This is a genomic window from Gramella sp. AN32, from assembly GCF_023718305.1.
In the GTDB taxonomy this organism is placed as follows: Bacteria; Bacteroidota; Bacteroidia; order Flavobacteriales; family Flavobacteriaceae; genus Christiangramia; species Christiangramia antarctica.
In genome coordinates this window covers 116,735-138,895 of the sequence record NZ_QEYO01000006.1, presented here as the reverse complement: position 1 = coordinate 138,895, position 22,161 = coordinate 116,735, and the positions used below count along the sequence as shown (strand labels likewise).

Here is a 22,161-nt window from a genome sequence, read left to right as displayed (position 1 = left end):
TTATCACGACCACAAAAAAAATTTACCAAGCAATTATAAAGAGCTTCGTAAGTAATTGGAATTTATAAATTTATGTAAAAAAATGATATGGTGATACCAGAAATTTTAAAAAGGTAATCTTGCTATTTAATCTGGAATAGAAATATACTAAAAGGCTATTAAAACAAATTTATTGAAAATTAGAGCTATATATTAAGCTACTATTAAATCATTTGCATCATCCAGAACTGTATTATCAAAACTTTTGAGATAGATTTCTGTAGTTTTTAATGAATGATGACCTAAACCTTCACTTATTATTTCAGTCGAAATACCCATATTTTTAGCTATGGTTGCCCAGGAATGCCGAATATAATATGAGGTGATCTTTTCATCAATACCTGCATCTTCAGCAATCTTTTTAAGCAATTTATTTACTAACCTTCTATCAGATCTATATTTTTTAAAAGTGCTAACGGAACCATCATATCCGATAGGAAAAATAAAATCGTCTTTATCTTTATCCTGAATATAAAATTCTAAAATTTTGGCAAATTCTATGGTCACCTTTACAGATAAAGGATCTCCCGTCTTACTTCGACCATAAAAAATTCTATTATTCCTTATATCTTTAACTCTTAACTTTGCTAAATCAATAAGGTTCATTCCTCTACAATTAAACATACATAAGAAGTAGTTCTTTGTATGCCAGAGATTGGAAAATTTTTCATATTTTAAATTTCTAATAGCCACAATTTTTTCTTTTGAGAGAGCTTTCTTTTTTGTCCTTCCAGTTGATGGAATTTTATAATTTAAAAAAGGATTTTTTAAATTATTATACTTTTCTTCTCTTAAAGCGCTGTTATAAATTGCCCGGATAGCTCTTATATAAGAACTTATGCCGTTTTTCGAATTTCCTCTGGAAATATGCTCCATTTCAAAATTTTTCAAAAATGTAACTGTTATTTGATATAGCTTCACCGATTTACCTTCATTAAATTGTGTAAAAGCGGTGATGGAGTCTTTATACCATTTTGCTGTAGCTGGTTTATTAGCCTTTAATTTACGATCGATTAAAATCTGACCCCAATTATCCAAAGTAATTTCATTAGATAAGTTTTGTTTTACTTTAGAATCCAGTTGTTCATCCCAACACTTTTTAATGTTTTCTACTAAGGTATCAACAGAAATGATGTTGATTGTATCTCCTAAATTGTAAATTGTAGACTTTGCTAAATGCAGTTTGTTATAAATTAAGGTATTAATTTTATCACATTCAACATCTTTATTTGCAACAGCCGATTTCTTAAGCAACATATTTTTATCATCCCATCCAGATTTGGAAGTACTATACGGAAGACGGATCATTCGAGGTTTTTTATGAAAAATTCTAATAGTAATTGGAAACAGACCATCATTGGAATATTTTGACTTCACCCGTGTATCTAAAACTAATCTCGCTCTTGCCATTTCCTTTCCTATTTACAATATAAATTTAGCTAAAATTACGCACACTTTACGCACACATATTTTTGATATCAATCGCTATCAAATGAGGTCGAATACTGCTATATATGCTGTTTTACAGATTTACACCCTTTAGTTTGTATTCAGGTGTATTCAAAAATGCTGCCTTCTAAGCAGGCGGTCCCAGGTTCGAATCCTGGTGCGATCACAAATGCACACTAAAGCCCTGAAAATTCAGGGCTTTTTTTCATCCTATTTTACCTTTCATTTCTTTAGATTTAATTGAGAAAGTGTACTTAACTTTCCTTTTAAATCTTTTTGGATGAAATATCTAATTGCCGAAGACGAAAAAGAATTGCAACTTTCCATTGCAAACTACCTTAAACAGGATGGCTCGATTTGCGAAACTGCATCAAATTACGAAGAAGCAATTTCAAAAGTTGAACTTTACAAGTATGATATTATTGTTCTGGACATTAACCTTATTTCGGGTAGCGGGATTGAAGTTCTTAAAAATTTAAAAAAGAACAACACAACAACCGGGGTAATTATTATCTCAGCAAACAGTTCTTTAGAAGATAAACTCGAAGGTTTGGATCTGGGAGCCGATGATTATTTGACCAAACCCTTTCACCTGGCAGAACTTAACTCACGTATTAAAGCAATCATACGAAGAGGAATTTATCAGGGTAATGAAATTCTGGAATTTAACGAAATTTGTTTAAAACCTGTTGAAAGAACGACTTTTGTGAATAATTACCCCATAAATCTTACCAGGAAAGAATAAACTTTTGGTTGGTGATTATCGCAACCACAACACTTGGGACTGAAATTTCAGATTATCTGGATAGGACTTGCATACCGGTTATTTCTATGGAAGCCTTATTTTTTTTACCTGTCTGGTTCTAATCCTAAGCATTTGGTATTTTACCTATTCTAATTTACGGGTAACCCCAATTAAAGAGCGAAAAAAAGAGATCTTTTTTTGGATCGCTGTTTTTCTCCCATAGTTTCAGTTATTGCTATAAGTATTTTGATTCTGATCGACCATAGAAAAAATTCAGAAACAAGAATTTTCAACACTTTAGAATGACTTAAGAATCTATTTCTATTTTTACAAAAATCATTGGTTTTCATGACACATACTCTTACGATCATTATTCCGGTTTACAACGAAGAAGGAAATATTCTTAGAGTGGAAAAAGAGGTCCAAAAATATATTGATATTGCCAGCATTCCCGTAAAAGCTCTATTTGTAAATGATGGTTCTTCAGATAGCAGCCTGAAGCTTATAAAAGAAGTTGTATCCAAAAACTCAAATTTTCACTATTTAAGTTTTAATCAGAATTACGGCCTGAGTAGTGCCATAAAAGCTAGTTTTGATCATGTTAGGACATCCCTGGTGGGCTATATAGATAGTGATCTGCAAACAAGTCCAATGGATTTTGGGTTATTACTGGCAGAAATTGAAGATCATGAACTGGTCACCGGTGTTAGATCTAACCGAAAAGATAGCTTTAAAAAGAATCTCACTTCTAAAATAGCCAATACCATTAGAAGAACTTTTACTGATGATGGGATGGATGATACCGGATGTCCCCTGAAAATTATTAAAACTGAATATGCTCAACGAATTCCCATGTTTAAAGGTTTACACCGATTTTTACCCGCTATGATCCTATTACAGAAAGGAAGAATAAAACAGGTTCCAATTAAGCATTTTCCCCGAACCGCCGGCACACCAAAATTCGGACTTAGAAACCGACTCATAAAACCATTATTTGATTGTTTTGCCTATTTATGGATGAAAAAAAGTTATATCAATTATCAAACTAGTCATCCGGCAACATCCGCAGGGGCAGTTAAATCTCCTGTAGAAGAAAACACTGAAATCCTTCCTAATTAATCTCAGCTATTTATAATGTCTAAAAGATTAATTGTTACACTTCTAATTATTTTTTGTGTCCTAAACATTGGTTTAGGAAGTTATGGTTTATCTGAAACCAGTGAAGCCCGCTATGCAGAAATAAGTCGGGAAATGGCGGAAAATGGGGATTATTTAAACCCTACCAAACTTGGAATTAAACATTTTCATAAGCCACCACTAACTTATTATATTACCGCTTTAGGTTATAAAATGTTTGGAACAAATGAATTTGGAGCGCGATTTTTTCTTGGAATTGCTTTAATTATACAATTGATCTTAATCTATAAAATTGGAAATAGGTTGTTTAAAAATAAGGAGATTGCTTATGCCTCCACTCTAATTTATTTTTCATTTCCTATCGTATTAATTTCCATTAGGAACCTAACCACAGATGCTTATCTTACAACCTTTTTTCTATTGTCGATATATAGTTGGCTCGAATACGTAGCTGAAAACAAAAAAATATATTTATATGCAGGTTGTTGTTTCCTTGGCCTTGGCTTTTTAACAAAAGGTCCCGTGGTCCTTCTTCCATTTATAAGTTTTGTGATTATTTATAATATACTTTTAAAAAAAGGTTTTAGAATTACCCTGCATCATATACTGGGAACATTCTTATTTTTAATCATCTCCTCTTCCTGGTTTGTCGCTGTGATACATGCGAATCCGCAACTTTGGGATTATTTTATAGACAGGCAACTAATAGACAGGACTGTAAATGCAAAAAGCTTTCACCGTGATGAACCCTGGTGGTATTATTTCTTACTGGCTCCTGCAATTGGGTTACCCTGGGTTGCTTTGATTTGTTTGAAATTAATAAAGAAAAAGAAGCTTATAAAACAAGATGTCGGGCTTAAATTGTTGGTTTTAACTATATTAATCAATCTCCTTATTTTCTCTTTCTTCTCTTCTAAACTGGTGCTTTATATCTTACCTCTATATCCATTCCTAGCATTGTTAGGTGGCTATCTCTTTATAAAAATATCCAAAAACTGGATGCGTATTTTTAATGGGATCATTTATGCCCTTATTGGGTTATTGATATTGGGAATTATGATTACAGGATTTTTGGGAATATTCGCTATTTCATATATTTCTATGCTCACGATAATTATAATTCTTGCGCTCGCCGTTTTTCTAATTACGAAATTTGATGCTTCTGAAAGTATTAAATTATTATTCCCTGGTTTCCTGTTCTCCTGTACCCTTCTTATAAGCTTCAGTATTTTTGCAAGCAGTAATCCATCGGTTATTAATAGTGTGAAAGAGCCGGTTAGTTTTATCAACACCACCAAACCTTCACTTCAAAGGCTTTTTATTTATGATAAATTGATTCCTTCCGCAGCATTTTATACAGATGCCCAAATCGTGACAGTTGCAGAGCAGGATTATAAAACTTTCCGAAATTTGAGTTTTGAAAGCGATGAAGATTATAAAAAAAGTTACTATGATCTTCGGATTGATGGGGAATTCAGAAGATTTAGCCAGGCTCTCACAATTAAAAATTCTGCTGTACTTATTAAAAAAACAAAAGTTTTAAATGATTCACTTCAGGAAATTTTAGACTGGTATAACCACGAAAAAGATTTTAATGAATGGAGGATATATTATTAAACTTAAGGTATAGTATTTCTTTAGAATCTTTTTCTAGTATTGCATCCAATTGATATAATATGCCCCAAAACACTTTAAATAATAAGCTTTCCCTTTTTCGAAAATTCATATTAATATTTCTCCTTTTTGCTTTCCCATTTGTTGGGAGTTCCCAGCTGGTTAAGCATAATGATAAGAATATCGAAAATGCAGGGGATTTTTTTCTATTTGCAGTACCCGCCACTACCCTAGCCACAACTTTTATTTTAAAGGATAAGGAAGGATCATGGCAATTCACCAAAGCTTTTTTAACAAATCAGGCAGTAACTTTTGGATTAAAGATCGCTTTAAATAAACCAAGACCTTATGGAAACGGTGATAATGCCTTTCCTTCAGGTCATACTTCCACCGTTTTTCAAAGTGCTTCTTTTATCCATAAACGCTACGGATTTAAATACAGTATCCCGGCATATCTTGCCGCGGGCTTCACCGGCTTTTCCCGGATTAATGCCGATAAACATGACGGGTATGATATTCTTGCCGGTGCGGTTGTAGGAATTGGAAGTACTCTAATCTTCACTACTCCATACCAGCAGGAGCATATGCAACTCACTTTTAAAAGCAGTAGCGACCATTATTTGTTAGGGTTCCGGTACCAGTTTTAAAATTAATTTCGAAGCTTCACATAAAACTTTTTTAATCCGACCATTCTCCAAACAACCTAAGGTTGTGAGTTGTAAACTTCGCAAAGCGGGTGGGTAATCCACATATTGTAGAAAAAATGCTGATATTCCACATAGAGCTGATGGGATGAAAAATGAGATAGCAATCCTTACATGCCCAATTCCAAAGCTTTACCAAAAATTTAGATTTTAGGTATAATATTTTCTTAATACTTCTTCAGAATCATAAAATAAACCAAATGAAAAACTTCTTTGTAAGTATGTTCACAATGAAAGCCTTTTTTTTACTATTCAAAGTATACAAGCAGAAGAAGAGATTACAGGCAGAACCTGTAGATTTACAGACTTGGATATGGTAGATATAACTGCTCCTCGAAGTTAGCAAATGGAATAGAATGGTGTTATTCAGCTACGAGGTTAAACTTCACAGATCGGGAGTTTCCGGTTAAAAATAAACATGCATATTTTTCCGGTCTATTCTAATAGCTAAATCATTAAAATACCATTTCAAACCTTCACAATATTTTCAGAAATTTCTTACAACTTTATCATTAATAGAATTTTACGGAAATATTTTTCCTACATAATCACAAACTTCAAAAATTTTCCTTTACAAATCTTTAAGATAAAAAACATGTATTTTTTTGATAGAAATCACAATATGACTTCTTTTATTATAAAACACTTAAACTTCTATTTTATAGTAATTTAATCTCCAATACCTGAAGTTTTTATTTAAGCTTTATTTTATGGAAAAGCTCATTAAATTTAAATAAAATAAAAAATTATTTATGATTAGCTTAAGAAAATATATACCTTTTGTCGTGTTTTTTCTTGCTTATATCGATTTTACAATCTTATTTTAGCGTCTTATATATTTGATTTTAACGATTTTTTTCACGCCCTAAATGAAAAAAAACTTTTTACTCAGATTGCTTTTGTTCGCTCCTTTATTCACTTACAGCCAGGAGAATCAACAAGCTAATCTTTCAGCAGAACCTACACTTATGATGCAATCTATAAATGCATCTGGAACCGATGGTATCAATGACCAGGGTTCAATCTCATTTTCGATTGGTCAAACTTTTTATGAACATAACAATGCTCAGGATGTAGTGCTTCTCCAAGGTGTACAGCAAAGTGCTGTTTATACAGAGATAATAACCAAAAAGGCTCCTCCAAAGCAAATTATCATGAAAGCCTATCCGAATCCTATGACCAATTATGTCATCCTCAGTATTCCGGAATATGAGAAAGAAAAATACTATTATGAATTCTATACCATTAGCGGAAAACTTTTAAAGACTGCCGCTATAAGTGGTTCAAAAACAATTATTCCAGTTGAAGAACTACCTACCTCCATATATCTTTTAAAGGTTATTGGAACTAATAACACAATCCAAACATTAAAATTAATTAAAAAATAGTGCAATGAGATCAATTCTTTCCCTACTTATATTGATTTTCTTTAGCTTGGAGTGTTTCGCCCAGGCTCCGGAAAAATTCAGCTTTCAGGCAATTATTAGAAATGGGGATCAACAACTTGTGAGTAACTCCATGGTTGATCTTAAAATATTAATAAAAAAAGGGTCTAAGTCGGGTTCCACAGTTTATGAGGAGCATCATTATAAAAAAACTAATGACAACGGACTGGTTAGTTTAGAAATTGGGACTGGAGAAATAGCTAAAGGTACTTTTAAAGATATTCCATGGAATAAAGGCTTATACTATATAGAGACTTATGTAGATCCTAATGGGGAAGCAGACTTTAAGGTTGCGGGAGTTAGTCAACTCACAAGTGTCCCTTATGCGCTATATTCAAAATCTACAGAAAACTTTACAGGAGAAATTATGGAATCACAGATTTCTGATCTCACCCACTTCAATTCAGCAGATATCTTAGGAACGGAGATGGCTTTTGAAAATTGGGACAAAGATGCCAGCGATGATTTTGACGGACAATATTCCAGTCTATCCGGCATACCGGAGATTTATAATAAAGAGGAAATAAATGACCTTTTGAGAAAGGGGAATCGTGACAATAATAACTCGAACTACCAGAAACTGGATCTTAATGGTGCTAGAATTTCAATTTCTTCAGGTAATTCAATCAATCTAACTGGTTGGGATACCAATGCCAATGATGATTTTTCGGGCGACTACAATGATTTATTGAATAAACCCGACATTTACGACAGATACGAAATAGATGAAAAATTAAACGGTATCTCTGCCGGAGAAGGGATTACACAATCTTTAAATCTGGAGGGAGATCAACTTCTTATTTCTGGAGGAAATAGTGTTTTATTTGAAAACTGGGATACCAATGCTCTGGACGATTTTTCCGGAAAATTTTCTGACTTATTGGAGATTCCGCAATTATATACAGCAGCCCAAGTTGATAGCATCGTAGTAAACCTAAATGGCAGTGAAGGAACTGTACAATCGCTCAATCTTAATGCGAATCAATTAAGTATTACAGGCGCAAATACTATTTCTTTTGAAAATTGGGACATAGATTCATCTGATGATTTTTCCGGTGATTACTTAGATCTAATTAATACCCCTCAGGTGTATAACAAAGATGAAATTGATGAACTATTAATCAACATAGATGGGGGCATAGGCATTGCTCCCACCCTACTGCTTGAAGAAACCCAACTTTCTATCACTGGAGGTAACACTATTTCATTTGAAAATTGGGACACCAACGCTGCTGATGATTTTTCCGGAAGCTTTGCAGATCTCATAGAAGTTCCCGAATTATATACAGCGTCACAAATTGACAGTTTGTTAATTAATGTGGAAGGTGGAGAAGGAATGGTGCAGTCACTATCCCTGGAAGAAAATCTCCTTTCTATTACTGGTGGAAACTCGATCTCATTTGAAAATTGGGACACCAACGCTGCTGATGATTTTTCCGGAAGCTTTGCAGATCTCATAGAAGTTCCCGAATTATATACGGCGTCACAAATTGACAGTTTGTTAATTAATGTGGAAGGTGGAGAAGGAATGGTGCAGTCACTATCCCTGGAAGAAAATCTCCTTTCTATTACTGGTGGAAACTCGATCTCATTTGAAAACTGGGATACGAACGCTGCTGATGATTTTTCCGGAAGCTTTGCAGATCTTATTGAAGTTCCCGAATTATATACGGCATCACAAATTGACAGTTTGTTAATTAGTGTGGAAGGCGGCGAAGGCATCGTGCAATCACTATCCCTGGAAGAAAACCTTCTTTCTATTACCGGTGGAAACTCGATCTCATTTGAAAATTGGGACACTAACGCTACTGATGATTTTTCCGGAAGGTTTGCAGATCTTATTGAAGTTCCCGAATTATACACAGCTTCACAAATTGACAGCCTTTTTGTGAGCTATGAAGGTGGTGAAGCTGTAGTGCAATCCCTTAGTTTATTGGACAATACTCTTTCAATAACCGGGGGTAATTCTATTTCTTTTGAAAATTGGGATACGAATGCGGCAGATGATTTTTCCGGAAGCTATTCAGATTTAATGGATAAACCAATCCTCTTTAGTGGAAGTTATAAGGACCTTACCGATATCCCACAGCTATATACTACTACAGAAATTGATAATCTTATAGCAGGTATTGAAACTGGGAACGGGTCTCCCCAAGATTTGATTCTGGAGGGTGATGCTCTTTCTATTACTGGCGGTAATTCAATATCATTTACAGGTTGGGATACCAATGCAAGTGATGATTTTTCTGGAAGCTATTCAGATTTAATGGATAAACCAATCCTATTCAGTGGAAGCTATAAGGACCTTACCAATATCCCACAGCTATATACTACTACAGAAATTGATAATCTCATAGCAGGCATTGAAATTGGGAATGGGACACCCCAAGAATTGGTGCTAGAAGGCTCATCCCTCTCCATATCTGGGGGTAACGCTGTAAACTTTGAGGGTTGGGATACGAATGGGGCAGATGATTTTGATGGAAATTACTCTAGTCTAACCGGAGCGCCTCAAGTTTATACACAGTCAGAGGTAGATAGTATTAAAGCAGAAATATTAAAACAAGTTGAAGAAAATTATGCTAAAAAAGCTTTGGTAGTACCATTTTCATCTTCTAGAAATATAAAAACTAATGATGTTGGAAATACCATTGCGTGTACTTTATCCGCAACTTTAACGATTGATTCTAATTTTATAGCTATGGCAGTTGGCGATGTTATAAATATTGAAGTACACGGTACTACTTTTACAGTAAAAGGTGCATCAGGTGTTGTTATCAACGGTAATTCTGGAGGAAATACCAGTATTGGAAACAATGATGCTTATACTGGAGGAATTATACGAAAAACTGGTAACAATTCTTATATTGTATTATAATGAAAGTACTTATATTTAGTTTATTCCTTATTTTTTTTAGTGGTAATTCATTATTTGCCCAAGGTTATTATTATTCTTTGAAAACACCTCAAAATGAAATTTTAGAAAATTTTACGGAAATAAGCAATATAAATGAACTAATAGCTGGATTAAAATCAGATTCGAACTTGTATTTACTTCCCGGTACTTATACTTTAAACTCCAGGATTAACTTAAGGAATATCTACAACCTGAATATTACAGGGGCGGCTGATGGTGTGGTAATTTCTGGTAACCTGGAAACCTTAATTCAATTTGAAGAAGACGCGCACAACATTTCTTTTAAAAATGTAACTTTTAATTCCACATCTTCTACTACTGCAATAAATTTTGGGGGACTCATTAATTTTAGTCAGACAAATGCGGAAAATATCCTGTTTGATGGGTGCCGCTTTTCAAGTCCAAAAATTGATACAAACGGTTTAAAATTTACATCCCAGGGACCCTATAGGTCCAGCAAAATAATGATTATTAATTGCATATTTCAGGATATAGGAAGAATGGCTATTGAAACGGTAAATCATGATTGGGACGATATTTCAAGATTTGAAGATGTAACTGTAAAGGATTGCTATTTTAACAACCTTGGTACGACATCTAAATATGGAATGGCTATAAGTTTAAGCGGTACCGGAAGAAATGCCAACATATTGAATAATATTATTGTGGACGCCAAGGATCGGGCCATTGAAAATGTGGCTTGGAACGATGTAGTAATAGAGAACAACTCCTTCTCTTCAGTAAATAACGCATATAATCCAATAACCTTGAATAGAAGGGCCGGTGGAAGCCTTTATATGACGGGTGTTGCCATAATCGGAAATTCTGGAACTGTTACCGGAAACGCGGCCCATTTGAACGAACTTTATAATTGTGATGGACTAGAATATTCAAAAAATTCATTTTATGCCGATGCCCTGCATTTAAGTGATGTTAAAAACTCATCTTTTACGAATAATTTTCATTCTTCTGATGGGGGAATAGGCTTATATGTAGAGAATAAAAGCAATAGCAACACTTTTTACGATAATACTTTTATTACCATAAGGGATTACGCAGATACCGTAGCTTTCTTCCCAGGCGCAACGGGTAATACATTACAAAGAAATGAAATTCTCAAAAAGGGAAATGGAGGAATGGCTTATAACGATATGGACGGAGGGAATTATAATTTAGATTTAAACAATTAATACCCTTATCCCTATTATCATAATCGTCCTCATTTTATTGTTATATATTTTCTTAGAGAATTTATTAATTCATCTGAGGCATATTTTCCCATTTTTTTCGGAATCATTAATTTTTGATCCTTTTTGTTCAACAATATAGTTTGTAGCTGTTTCTCATCTTCAGCAACATTAATATAATTTAAAAATTTAAATTTTTGAGCTGTGTGAAGTTGGTGCTCATTTCTATGTTCACCATACTTAACAAGTCTTGGCATTACCAATAGAGATTTCTCTTTTGTCAAGGCCGATAATATAGTGCCCATTCCCGCGTGACTTATAATTAAATCTGCTCGATCAAAAATATTATTATATTTTGATGGATTTATAAAATCAAAAGTTTTAAAGTGGATAGGTTTGTAAGTCTTCAAGGGAGCCTGAACAATTATTTCTTGATCTCCCAACTCTGGAACAATTTCATCCATAGCTCTTATGAGTCTATCAAAAGGTTCTTGAGTACCTACAGTTACAAAGATCATGAAAGTACATTTCCGTGAAACAAACATCTTTTGTTGGTGAGATCGGGCCATTGCGTATAGGTTCTATCGGCAACCCTAGATGCAATTTTTCCGCTAAGCGAAAGCTCTTTTACATTTGCTATACTATCGACCCAGATGGTTTTTGCTCCATAAATCTTTCCTGCAATGATCGAGAGAAGTCCCGGGAGGGCTCCGGTAGAGATAATAATATCAGGCCTAATAGAACTTACCAAAGCAAATATTTTATATAACGCATTTGGAAGTTTGCGTTTATCATTTCTATTTATATCTGGAATCACGTGAAACTTAGAGAACTCTAAGGTTTCAGCCACACTTTGTTTAGTGGATGCAAATATAATCTCATTACCCTCGAAAGCTGGTAATAATCGTAAGAGTTCAGTCCAATGTCCTCCTACTGAAGCGACTGCCAAAATTTTCATATTATTTTTAGTATAAATTAATTTACACATATAAACCTCCCATTCCAAATAATTTTTGGGGCATAAGGCTGAATTAGTTTTTTGATTATTTACTCCTGAAAAACAGTAGATTTTTTAATACATTTTCGGCTCAACCTAGTATAGTGTTAAACCTCAAGAAAAAGTATCTAATGGGAATTGATAAAATATTCTAAAGGTTTCCATGAAGGATATTCTGCTACCAGAACCGATGCTTTCGTGTTTTGTTTACTAACAAATTTGTAAACTTTATTGAAACCCGGCCATTGGCTTACTTTATATTTAAAGCAAAGAAACCAAAGTTTTCGCACTCTGTATGTATCATTTAAATTTTTATGTTTGTGACGTCTAAGGGCATTGCGAAAAACATCATAATGATTTTGAAGTAAACATTGTTTGGGAACATCCGTAAGCCGGTGAAGATTATGAAGGCGAATTACCGTACCATAATGGTCTGCATGGATGCCTTTAAAATTTTCGTTGATACGCATCCACATATCCGTGTCTTCCGCATTCTTATAGCTTTCATTAAATAAGCCGACTTTTTCAAAAACCTCCTTTTTAAAAATAAATCCGTTGCTGTTTGCAAAATGAAAAGTGGAGATGGAAAGATTGGCAATATCCCTTGGTTTGATACTTTTTTTCGTCCAGCGCCTAAATTTATTCTCCTGTTCAACATCCATCATTATTAAAGAATTACAGAGAGCAAAACCTAATTCAGGGTCAGATTCTATGGCCTCCTTCATTTTTTGCAGGTGGCCAGGAAGATAAAAATCATCGGAATCTAAAAAACTGATAAAGGGTTGTGTCGCTTTTAAAAGCCCTCGGTTACGCGCACCAGAAACTCCTTGGGAATTACAATCGTCTGGTTTTTTTAGAATTTTCACCTTGTTACCAAAAGAAGTTAGCGCGGACAGCGTCTCATCTGTAGAACCATCGTCTGAAACGATGATTTCTATGGGACACGAAAAGTCCTGCTCTAGCACACTATGCACAGCTTCTTTTGCAAGTTCTGTCCTATTGTAGGTGGGAATTATAACACTTATCCCCTTCATTTCTATAGCTTTAATGGGGGGTTTCTTTTGAAGCAGGCACATCTGACTTTTCAAGAACTCTTTTAAATTTTTCTAAGGTAGAGGTAAAAGAATAACTTTCTAAAAAACGATTTCTATTATATATGTTGAACTTTTGTCTTTTTGAAGAGGAACATTCATTAAGTACTCGAATAAAGTCGCTTTTGTTATTGCATTCTGCTCCTGTTTGTTGCAGGTCTAAATCATATCCCATAAAGGCCTCTTTAGTTCCCACTATATTTTTTCCATACATTAGTGCTTCACAAATTTTGACCTTCATACCTCCTCCCTTAAAAAGGGGGGCCAATATAAAATCAGCATTAACTATTACGGAAGCAAGATCTGGCACAAAACCCAAAAATTGTATTTTAGAATTAATAAATTTTTTCTTCAACACATTGGACGCCCCTCCCGCTATTTGCAATTTTATATCCACATGATCCAATATCTCTTCTACAAACCAAGTAATCCCATGGATATTTGCAAACCAATCACTCCCCACAAATAAAAAAACCGGGGGTATAATTGTTTGCTCCTGAAGGTTTATTTTCTCCAAATGATAACTGTCTTTAAAACTTATCGGGATGATATGGGTGCTAATATGTGGTAATTTATAAATCTCATCCAGATCCATTAAATCCCTTTCATTCAAAACAATTACCTGATCTGAAAATTTTACGGCGCTTTTTTCATTGTGGTAGATAATAAAATTTCGCCAAAAGTTGAAGGGGCTTGCTTTTGCTTGCTGAAGATGCATCTTATGTTCAACGTTGTGAAAAAAACATATAATTTGTCCTTTGTAATTATTTTTTTTTAGGCATTTACAAATTATTCCATAATAGGATGAATCTATAAAAATGTAATTATACTTAAGTGACCGCTCCAGAATACTTATTATCACTTTTTGGGACAAGCCGGCATTATATCCTTTAGAATAGTTTCTAAACCTAGATAAAATGGAGGATAGATTTTTTTTCAGCGGAGTGGCTAATTGAATAACGTCAACGCTATCTTTTCCAAGAATATCGCAAAAAGAAAGGTAATTCCTGTTGGTACATTTTGAACCACCACCCCCAGGAAGGGTTTGGAAGTTATTTGAACAAATAAATAATAATTTCATTTCAATATTTTCAAGTAATGCCAAACTTAACTTTACGCTATAATTTGTCCTTTTTTAAGTGGAGATACCCAACCACCCAAGTGGTTCACAAGGTAAGTGTTTCTTCATATTTATTATTTTCTGCCACCTTCAAAATCATTTGTTGAAATTCTTTCACTACACGTTCTGAATCATGGCGAATTTCAGCTATATTTTTTGCGGTTTTTGCTATATCTTCCCTAAGGGATACCTCAATAAATAATTGCTTTAACTTTTCCGCTAATACGTCAACGTCGTTATTTGTGACTATAGCTGCCCAATTGTATTTTTCAGCATATTGAACCAATGCTGTATCCTGAGGGGCGAAAATAACAATTGGAGTACCGCTTGCCATGTATTCCGGAGCTTTTGTGGGCATAGAATATTTTATATAACTTAATGATTCTGCACTAAAGTCGTAAGGAAGGATTAAAAGATCTGCATTTGAAAAAATCCTTGGAAGTTCTTCATATTTTACAAATCCTCTATGTTCTATATTTTTATCATTCTTGATCCAATCTGGTGCATCCTGTGCCTGAACCACAAATTTTACATTTGTTTGCAGTTCTTCATTAACCTTTTGTATTGCTTCCGCTATGCTTTTTAAGGATCTATCAATACCAAGGCCCAATCTTCCGGCATATAATACTGTTGGACTTTTGGGAAACTCATAATTCTCCCTTTGCCCTTTTTTCCAAAAATCCAATTTTATAGGGTTATGAAAAGTGATGAATTTTTTCCCATATCGTTTTTTATATTCCTCGCACATATAATCGCTTATTCCCATAAGCAACTCTGCTCTATCTAACAAGAGCCTAAATTCTTTGTTTATTTTTCTTTTCCAAAAATTTTTTAAGAGGCCTTTTACTCCAATTAATGTAGGCCAATCATCCATCATATGGAAAACCATAGGTCGTTTTACATAATCACAAACCTCGATTGCAAATAAAATGTCTTCTCTGGTATGAGTTTGAATATATAAAACATCAGGATTATAATTATCTATCCAGGAACAAAATTCTGGAGACAACTTTGTTTTAGCCTGAAAATTTGAAAATCCAATATATTCAAGAATGGGATTTATGTATTCCATTATCAGCTTAACCCGTAGTTTTGATTTTTTAATAACTACCTTGTCTTGAGTAGCTGCAAGATTGTTCATATTTAAACCACCCGAGTAATATTTCCTACTGAACAGGTTAAAAGGGAAAATCCATTTACGCTCTTTAGAGCCCAATTGATAATAATTATTGCATAACTTGGGATCCATATCTTCTTTAAGCAAATATCCCGAGCACGCAACAGCTAATTTTTCTCGTTCCCAATTACCGAAAAGGTTAGAAAGGGTAATCCCGCCACCCGTATTGTTGTTAAAAGGTTGATTTATAATAAGAACTTTTGGTATGGGCATAGATTTAATTTTAATAAGCTCGTTCTTCTATTTCTTCCTGAGTAAGTGAGATAGGATTTTCATTTCCCTTAAAATAATCCACAAGAAACTGTTCTGGAATATTTCTAATGGTTTTGGAATAGCAAATCCCAACAGCAATCCATAATAAAATATACTGCATGGTGAAAGTGTGAATAGTTGAGGGGTACATGATAATTAAAACCCAAACTATCCACATAGCAGCTGCCTTGCTAAGCAAATTACTGGAATAAAAAAGTCCTTTAAAAATAGCCGGGATCGTTATCAATAGAAAAAGGAATAAAGAAATTACCCCACCTTTTAAGATTAGCTGGAGATAATCTGTCTCTATAGTACCTCTATAGCCGGTCACCTCATTGACATCTATCCCGGGACAAAAATATTCACCCATCAAACCACGGCCTAGTAGCCAATCTTTAGCGGTCATATCCTGATAAAAACATGTTTCAACTAACGACCTCGTATCTTCCAAACCCCGATCCATAAGATTGCCGAATAGGCCGTCCTGTTCCGCATTGAAAAGTTCTAATCCCAACACCACTACAATACCACTTAGCAAAATTGACATTAATATAATAAAAAGTTTACCGCCAGTATTGGAAAGATAGAGAAGATAAACCAATACCAATGGTAGCAATTCCATTACCAATAAGCCTCTCCTCGCCCTGATCAATGCAAAAAATACGGTTATTACTATTATACCCATAGCGAATAACTTCCTTCTAAATGTATGGTATCTATAGGTAAGTACCAGAAATAAACACGGGGTTGCCAAGGTTTTAGAAAAGTATTCAACAATTGCCTGACTTTGTAAATTTTCTAAGTCACCCCGCATTAACTGTTGGATATATAGAGCGTCATAAATAAGGTAGATAATTCCTAAAATTACAATAATATCAAAAATCCGTTTATAGAAGATCAATTTTTTAGGGAACAATAAAAAAAGTGGGACTAAATACAAAAAAACCCCAAACCATGCATCAAATAGGGTAAACTTTATAGAGTCATAATTAAATTCAACACCCCTTACTACTATTACCAACAACCAACATACGTACAATATATATATACCTTGTAGGTACCTGTTTTTTATAGTATAGCTCATTAAATGAATGGCCATGGGTATAAAAATAAGAATCCCGATAATTTGAATAGCCTGACATACATTATAGTTGACAGTATCAGTAGTAGAAATTGTGTAGCCCGCTGTATACAGTACAAACCCGAACCAGAAAAGATTGAGCACCTGGCGATCCCTGCGGCCCAAATATAAATCATCTTCTAAAATTTCCTGATTCTTTAAAATCAACTTCTTAGTTCAATATTTGTTCTATTAGATCTACATGTTTACCAATGAGCAAATTACCTTCAAACTCAGGTAAAGCATAGCCCTTGACATCGTAATCAATGCAATACTTTATTCCCTTTGCTAGATCAATCGAATTTTTATATTCTGCAAGATAGCCGTTACCTTTGTGTTCGATCAAATCAGGTATTCCTCCTATATTAAAAGCAACCACTGGAGTGCCGCAATAATGGGATTCTAAAATGGAATATGGCAGATTATCCGCAAGGGATGGTGCCAGGAAGACATCTGCTGCGTTATACATAATGTTCGTTGCATATTCATTAGTAAGAAATCCCATGAATTTTGTTTTATACGGTATCGCTTCGGCAACCTCCTGTTTGAATCCACTTCCAAATATCAATATACTCACATTTTTATAATTGCCTTCTTCTTCCATTATTTCCAACGCCTTCTGCAGGTACTTCCATCCCTTATAAGGGCTATCGATAGAAATGGCGCCAAAAGCAATAACGATATCATCTTTTTGAATATTGAGCATATTTTTGGCAACGTTCTTCTCAAATGGTTTGAATATTTTGGCGTCTAAATAATTGGGGATATAAAATACAGGCTTTTCTTTTGTAAGTGCAGACTGTTTTGCACAATCATAAAGCCATTTACTTGGAGCTACGAAATATATATTATCAAACCTTGAAAATAATCTTTTCTTTATTTTAAATTCCCGCGAAGATAAGTCATTCTGCTTCTCTCCTCTAAAAAATTTGCAGTTGTGGCAGTGCTCCATGTATTTATCACATCCAAAGCTGTGATGGCAACCTCCCGTAATGGTCCACATATCATGCATAAAAAATATTATAGGTTTGTTGAGTTTGATCAACTGCTCAATATTTTTAAGGCTTAAAAAACCGTTGAGCACCCAATGGATATATATGACATCTGCTTCAATGACCACATCCATTTCCGAAATATTAGAACCAATGACCGGAAAGGAAAAAATCCCAAATTCAGAGGTCATTTTGCTTTTTAAATAGGTTTCTGTTCGATTGTTTATTTGAGAAATCCATTTAGACTTTCTCCCAAGACTGGAATTATTTTTTTGTTCGTCTATCTCGTTATATAAAGAAAGAAGGTTGGAATTGATCCCCGCGTCCACAAAGGCATTGTGAAGTCTATTAGCTGGACTAGACTCTGTGGTTTTGTATTGGAGATGAAGTATATTTAAATCGGTCATAAAGAGGTATTACCTAAGCCAAAGCCCTTTTTTATTTTTAACAATGATCATATAGTATTGAAGGGGCGCAAGTATGAAACCATTGAAATTAGCAATGATTGAGGCCAGAAATAAAGAATATACCCCCATTTTAAAATATTTAATAAATAAAAAAACCAAAGCTATAAATAGAAAAGGGCTTGTAATACTGGCCCAAAATTGTATGCGCAAAGCACTAATTCCATTTAAAAAATTAACATATTTGGAACCAAACATCATAACGCTAAAATATAGGAACCCCCAAAGAGATAATGCAAAGTTAATATTTACTGTTCCTTCGCCAAGCCATAAGGTATAGACATATCCGGAAAACACGAGCATAAAAGCACCTATGAAAATAAAAAAGATATTCAGGATATTATATTGTTTAATACTCTTTCTTATCCATTGTAAATCACCTTTTAAAAAAGCTTCGGTAGAAGCGGACCAAAATGGGGTAATAAATATCATAAATGCCATATTCAAAATCCCAAAATATTTGTAAACAATATTAAAGTCCGTGACATCTTCAGGACCAAAATTTCTGGAAATAATAATGTTGGCAGATTCAAACTGTATGATTCCAGCAATCTGTATAATAAAAAATATGCTGCCCAGGTTAAAAAGACTTTTGGCGTGGGAGAATTTTACCTTGCTCAATGAAGGCCGGTATAATTTATATTTTCCTGAAAAGAAAAAAAAATTTGCCCCTACCAAGACGATGATAGGAGCAACACAAAGAGCAATTCCTAAATATATTAAAGAACCCACAGTAGTAGATACAAGAATACCAATTATCAAAAGGGAGATAACCTGCCCTATAAAATCTATAAGAGATGCTCTTGCTGGTTCTTGATCTGCTGTAATAATTGTTGTTACAACCCTTAAAATAAATTGTAAGCAGAAGTATGAAAAAACAATTGCAGCCAGTAATGAAATCTCCTTAGAGAAATCAGGTGAAACTTTTAGAATATCGCTCCAATTCAATAACGGATTTATCAGAAGAAAAAGCCCCCAAAGAACTGTAAAAATTATTCCTAGGACAGCATATGTAGTACTCACATAAACCTGTGCGCTTTCATCGTCCCCTTCAGCTTTGGCCAACGCAAACTTGTTCCTTAGACCTTGGGTGAGGCCGATATCAAAAAAACTGAACCATGCAACGATTGAACTAATGGTCAACCAAATACCGTAACGATCGGCATTTACATAATTAATGGTCAAGGGTACAAGCAACAAACTAATTCCAATACTTCCCCCCTTAATTAGAATTGCAGAAAGTATATTTTTTTTAGCTTTTATACTCCGTTCCTGCCCCTTATTAAGAAATTTTTGAGAAAAACTGAGTAATGGTTGAAGGTACCTGTTAATCATACATTAAATTTCTTTTTTAAGATGATCAACATTAATTATTTTCGTGCAATATAATCACCATATCCATATACTTGGCTATAACCATAGCCGTATCCGCTATCTTCCTTTACGAAACCTCTTTTTTTCAATCCATTAAATACGATACCGATATGGTTCAGGTTTTTATCGGCAAGATTTTGATCCAATCTTTCAACAATTTTCTTTGGTGTATAATCGTGCCTAACTACAAGTAATGTGATTTCGCTAAATTCAGCAAGTAGGTTCGCATCAGATACCAGGCCTATTGGGGCAGAATCCATAATTATATAGTCAAATCTCTCAGAAAGGCTGTTAAAAAAGGACTCTAATTTCCCATTTAAGAGGAGCTGGGTGTAGTCTTCCCTATGTTTACCAGCGGGAAGAATAAATAGATTTGGATTTATTTCAGAATTTACTATAAGTTCATCAAGGTGTGCCGTATCTTTTAAAAAATCGATTATTCCCTTTCGGTCTGTAAGATGGAAGGTTTTTGTTGTATTGGGCTTTCTAAAATCCATGTCCAGAAGAATTACCTTTTTGCCGGATTTTGCTAAACTATACGCCAGATTTTTGCTCACAAAGCTTTTACCTTCCCCGGCCAAACTGGAAGTAACCAAAATTTTCTTTTTTCTGAATGTCCTGCTGTACAATCCAAGTTGCGCATCCAAATGTCTAAACTGTTCAATGATGGCAAGGTCTTCAGGATTTTCCGAAGAGACCAATTTGCCCCCTTTCAAATGCGTCAATTCCCCTATAACCGGTAAATTACTTGATTCTTCTATCTCAGAACGAAAAAGTATTTTTTTGTTCAGCATTTCTTTAACCACCACATAAACAATCCAAAGACCAATAGCAATAAACAATGCAAATCCATAAATTTTGATTCCTTTGGGGCTTACAGGTTCTAAAGAAGCCTGGGCACTAGTAACTACCGTATCATCTTCATTGGAGGGTGCGTAAGAAAGGGCAATTTCTTCCCTTTTTTGCAACAAATAAGCGAAAAGATCATTTTTTACCGCTTTCGTTCGGGTTATTTCCAGCAGTTTACGCTCATTCTCGGGGATTGTTTTTAAAGCTGAGCTATATTTCCCTGAGTTACCATATAAATTGGAAAGACCAGCATTAAGATTACTCTTTTGGCTTTGCACGTTATCTAAAATATTTGGTCGTATTTTTTCGATTTCATCGGCAAGGGAAATCAAGATTGGGTTATTTACCGCCGTTGTTTTTTTTAGGCGTTCATATTCCGTTTCAGCATTGTATAGTTTTTGTAGCAATTGGGTTAATACAGGGTCATCGATGCCTAAGGTTGATGGCACGATACTACCACCGGTGCCTTTGGATTGAATGTAATTTTCAACTTTATCCAATACGGAAAGTTTGAGTCTTATATCAGCAATTCGTTGATCATTTTGACCGGCATCCTGCAAATACATTCTTCCCTGCTCGCTAAGGTCTACTACACCTTTGGAAGACCGGAATTCTTCTATTTCAGTTTCAAGTGTACTTAATTCATCTTCTACATTTTTGATACGGGCTTCAATAAATTCCATGGTATTGGCAGCCAGCTTATTCCTGTTATCGATACCTTTCTGATTGTAGGCCTGGATCAATCCGTTTAGAACATCTTCGCCACGATTTGGCACCTCATCTTCCATGTAAAGATTAATTACTGTGGACAATTTTTCGGGCGGGGCAACTTCTAAAGATTTTGCCAAGCCTTGGGTGACATTACGGGGATTTATTAAAAGAAAATATAAGGGATTTTTAGCTTGTTTAACTTTATTATTATTGGGAAGAAACATAGTTTCTCCAAAAGGTGTATCAACCCATTCATTTAGCGGATAGGTTTTCCCATCAATTTTTACATTTTTCGAGGTGGGATTGTATGTAAAATAATATTTAGAAGGGTTGTCATTTTGTATAATAATCTTGTTGGAGTTTTTGAGTTGAAGGCGGATGGGGGATGAATTATAAGCAGATATTGATTTTATATTCATGCCTAAAAACTCAGTTTCTTCATAAAAAGGAGCGTAGAGGTTCATGCTATCTACCACCTTTTTCATAAGGTCTGGAGATTGTATTACCTTGATTTCATTCTCCACTATCTTTTTAGAATCGAATGGGTTCATAGATTCCACCATTCTAGAATCATCCACCCCTTTGTTCTCATCTTTAATAATCAATGTAGCTGAAACCCCGTAAGTAGGAGTAACATATTTCTTATAACCCCAGGCCAAGAATAAAACTGATACTAAAATTACTGCAAGCAACGGCCAGAACGGGAAAAACAAATCCATCATTGTATTGAACAGATTATCGTTTTTTGCAGATTTGTTATTATAGGACATAGAACCT

General features: G+C 34.4%; 18 protein-coding genes. 8 read left to right on the top strand and 10 right to left on the bottom strand.

Annotated features, from left to right (window positions below):
- Nucleotides 1-192: 192 nt before the first annotated feature.
- A complete protein-coding gene (locus DHD80_RS08945) occupies nucleotides 193-1,449 on the bottom strand; it encodes a site-specific integrase (protein ID WP_251740824.1) in 1,257 nt (418 codons plus the stop codon).
- A 319-nt stretch (nucleotides 1,450-1,768) separates the two neighbouring features.
- Here DHD80_RS08945 and DHD80_RS08940 point away from each other — a divergent pair, with 319 nt between their 5' ends.
- From DHD80_RS08940 to DHD80_RS08905, 8 genes are all read left to right on the top strand, one after another.
- Nucleotides 1,769-2,233 carry a response regulator transcription factor gene (locus DHD80_RS08940; RefSeq protein WP_251740823.1) on the top strand — a complete coding sequence of 155 codons (465 nt, stop codon included), beginning with the start codon at nucleotides 1,769-1,771 and terminating at the stop codon, nucleotides 2,231-2,233.
- 11 nt (nucleotides 2,234-2,244) lie between these two features.
- Nucleotides 2,245-2,355 (top strand): hypothetical protein, encoded by a 111-nt coding sequence (locus tag DHD80_RS08935; RefSeq protein WP_251740822.1) that lies wholly within the window; start codon nucleotides 2,245-2,247, stop codon nucleotides 2,353-2,355.
- A 226-nt stretch (nucleotides 2,356-2,581) separates the two neighbouring features.
- Nucleotides 2,582-3,352 (top strand): glycosyltransferase, encoded by a 771-nt coding sequence (locus DHD80_RS08930; RefSeq protein ID WP_251740821.1) that lies wholly within the window; start codon nucleotides 2,582-2,584, stop codon nucleotides 3,350-3,352.
- 15 nt (nucleotides 3,353-3,367) lie between these two features.
- Complete coding sequence (locus DHD80_RS08925) at nucleotides 3,368-4,987, top strand: glycosyltransferase family 39 protein (RefSeq protein WP_251740820.1); 1,620 nt, start codon at nucleotides 3,368-3,370, stop codon at nucleotides 4,985-4,987.
- Between the two features lie 59 nt (nucleotides 4,988-5,046).
- Nucleotides 5,047-5,631: a phosphatase PAP2 family protein gene (locus DHD80_RS08920; protein WP_251740819.1), complete on the top strand. Its 585-nt coding sequence runs from the start codon at nucleotides 5,047-5,049 to the stop codon at nucleotides 5,629-5,631.
- Between the two features lie 1,025 nt (nucleotides 5,632-6,656).
- Nucleotides 6,657-7,076, top strand: coding sequence for a T9SS type A sorting domain-containing protein (locus tag DHD80_RS08915; RefSeq protein WP_251740818.1), 420 nt, complete (start codon nucleotides 6,657-6,659; stop codon nucleotides 7,074-7,076).
- A gap of 4 nt (nucleotides 7,077-7,080) precedes the next feature.
- Nucleotides 7,081-10,011 (top strand): hypothetical protein, encoded by a 2,931-nt coding sequence (locus tag DHD80_RS08910; RefSeq protein WP_251740817.1) that lies wholly within the window; start codon nucleotides 7,081-7,083, stop codon nucleotides 10,009-10,011.
- The gene (locus DHD80_RS08905; protein ID WP_251740816.1) at nucleotides 10,011-11,240 is read left to right on the top strand and encodes a hypothetical protein; all 1,230 of its coding nucleotides are present in this window, start codon (nucleotides 10,011-10,013) and stop codon (nucleotides 11,238-11,240) included. Before DHD80_RS08910 ends, DHD80_RS08905 begins: the two co-directional genes overlap by 1 nt.
- Nucleotides 11,241-11,269: 29 nt before the next feature.
- On the opposite strand, the gene DHD80_RS08900 is transcribed toward DHD80_RS08905, so the two are convergent.
- From DHD80_RS08900 to DHD80_RS08860, 9 genes are all read right to left on the bottom strand, one after another.
- Entirely contained in the window at nucleotides 11,270-11,755 is a 486-nt protein-coding gene (locus DHD80_RS08900) for a glycosyltransferase (protein WP_251740815.1), read from the bottom strand.
- Nucleotides 11,752-12,195, bottom strand: a complete 444-nt coding sequence (locus DHD80_RS08895; protein WP_251740814.1) for a UDP-N-acetylglucosamine transferase subunit ALG14 — start codon at nucleotides 12,193-12,195, stop codon at nucleotides 11,752-11,754. The genes DHD80_RS08900 and DHD80_RS08895 overlap by 4 nt, the downstream gene beginning before the upstream one ends.
- 167 nt (nucleotides 12,196-12,362) lie before the next feature.
- Entirely contained in the window at nucleotides 12,363-13,268 is a 906-nt protein-coding gene (locus tag DHD80_RS08890; RefSeq protein ID WP_251740813.1) for a glycosyltransferase, read from the bottom strand.
- A gap of 10 nt (nucleotides 13,269-13,278) precedes the next feature.
- Entirely contained in the window at nucleotides 13,279-14,406 is a 1,128-nt protein-coding gene (locus tag DHD80_RS08885; RefSeq protein ID WP_251740812.1) for a glycosyltransferase family 4 protein, read from the bottom strand.
- An 85-nt stretch (nucleotides 14,407-14,491) separates the two neighbouring features.
- Nucleotides 14,492-15,835, bottom strand: a complete 1,344-nt coding sequence (locus DHD80_RS08880) for a glycosyltransferase (protein ID WP_251740811.1) — start codon at nucleotides 15,833-15,835, stop codon at nucleotides 14,492-14,494.
- Nucleotides 15,836-15,845: 10 nt separating this feature from the next.
- Nucleotides 15,846-17,162: a hypothetical protein gene (locus DHD80_RS08875; protein ID WP_251740810.1), complete on the bottom strand. Its 1,317-nt coding sequence runs from the start codon at nucleotides 17,160-17,162 to the stop codon at nucleotides 15,846-15,848.
- A gap of 4 nt (nucleotides 17,163-17,166) precedes the next feature.
- Complete coding sequence (locus DHD80_RS08870) at nucleotides 17,167-18,393, bottom strand: glycosyltransferase (RefSeq protein WP_251740809.1); 1,227 nt, start codon at nucleotides 18,391-18,393, stop codon at nucleotides 17,167-17,169.
- 9 nt (nucleotides 18,394-18,402) lie between these two features.
- A complete protein-coding gene (locus DHD80_RS08865; RefSeq protein WP_347709964.1) occupies nucleotides 18,403-19,785 on the bottom strand; it encodes an MATE family efflux transporter in 1,383 nt (460 codons plus the stop codon).
- A gap of 35 nt (nucleotides 19,786-19,820) precedes the next feature.
- Nucleotides 19,821-22,154, bottom strand: a complete 2,334-nt coding sequence (locus DHD80_RS08860) for a polysaccharide biosynthesis tyrosine autokinase (RefSeq protein WP_251740807.1) — start codon at nucleotides 22,152-22,154, stop codon at nucleotides 19,821-19,823.
- Between the last annotated feature and the right edge of the window lie 7 nt (nucleotides 22,155-22,161).

Bases quoted from the DNA above. Each gene is read 5' to 3' on its own strand.
- DHD80_RS08945 (WP_251740824.1), bottom strand. From the start codon at position 1,449: ATGGCAAGAGCGAGATTAGTTTTAGATACACGGGTGAAGTCAAAATAT.
- DHD80_RS08860 (WP_251740807.1), bottom strand. From the start codon at position 22,154: ATGTCCTATAATAACAAATCTGCAAAAAACGATAATCTGTTCAATACA.
- DHD80_RS08885 (WP_251740812.1), bottom strand. From the start codon at position 14,406: ATGAAATTATTATTTATTTGTTCAAATAACTTCCAAACCCTTCCTGGG.
- DHD80_RS08940 (WP_251740823.1), top strand. From the start codon at position 1,769: ATGAAATATCTAATTGCCGAAGACGAAAAAGAATTGCAACTTTCCATT.
- DHD80_RS08925 (WP_251740820.1), top strand. From the start codon at position 3,368: ATGTCTAAAAGATTAATTGTTACACTTCTAATTATTTTTTGTGTCCTA.
- DHD80_RS08920 (WP_251740819.1), top strand. From the start codon at position 5,047: ATGCCCCAAAACACTTTAAATAATAAGCTTTCCCTTTTTCGAAAATTC.
- DHD80_RS08910 (WP_251740817.1), top strand. From the start codon at position 7,081: ATGAGATCAATTCTTTCCCTACTTATATTGATTTTCTTTAGCTTGGAG.
- DHD80_RS08900 (WP_251740815.1), bottom strand. From the start codon at position 11,755: ATGATCTTTGTAACTGTAGGTACTCAAGAACCTTTTGATAGACTCATA.
- DHD80_RS08930 (WP_251740821.1), top strand. From the start codon at position 2,582: ATGACACATACTCTTACGATCATTATTCCGGTTTACAACGAAGAAGGA.
- DHD80_RS08895 (WP_251740814.1), bottom strand. From the start codon at position 12,195: ATGAAAATTTTGGCAGTCGCTTCAGTAGGAGGACATTGGACTGAACTC.
- DHD80_RS08915 (WP_251740818.1), top strand. From the start codon at position 6,657: ATGATGCAATCTATAAATGCATCTGGAACCGATGGTATCAATGACCAG.
- DHD80_RS08905 (WP_251740816.1), top strand. From the start codon at position 10,011: ATGAAAGTACTTATATTTAGTTTATTCCTTATTTTTTTTAGTGGTAAT.
- DHD80_RS08890 (WP_251740813.1), bottom strand. From the start codon at position 13,268: ATGAAGGGGATAAGTGTTATAATTCCCACCTACAATAGGACAGAACTT.
- DHD80_RS08865 (WP_347709964.1), bottom strand. From the start codon at position 19,785: ATGATTAACAGGTACCTTCAACCATTACTCAGTTTTTCTCAAAAATTT.
- DHD80_RS08880 (WP_251740811.1), bottom strand. From the start codon at position 15,835: ATGCCCATACCAAAAGTTCTTATTATAAATCAACCTTTTAACAACAAT.
- DHD80_RS08870 (WP_251740809.1), bottom strand. From the start codon at position 18,393: ATGACCGATTTAAATATACTTCATCTCCAATACAAAACCACAGAGTCT.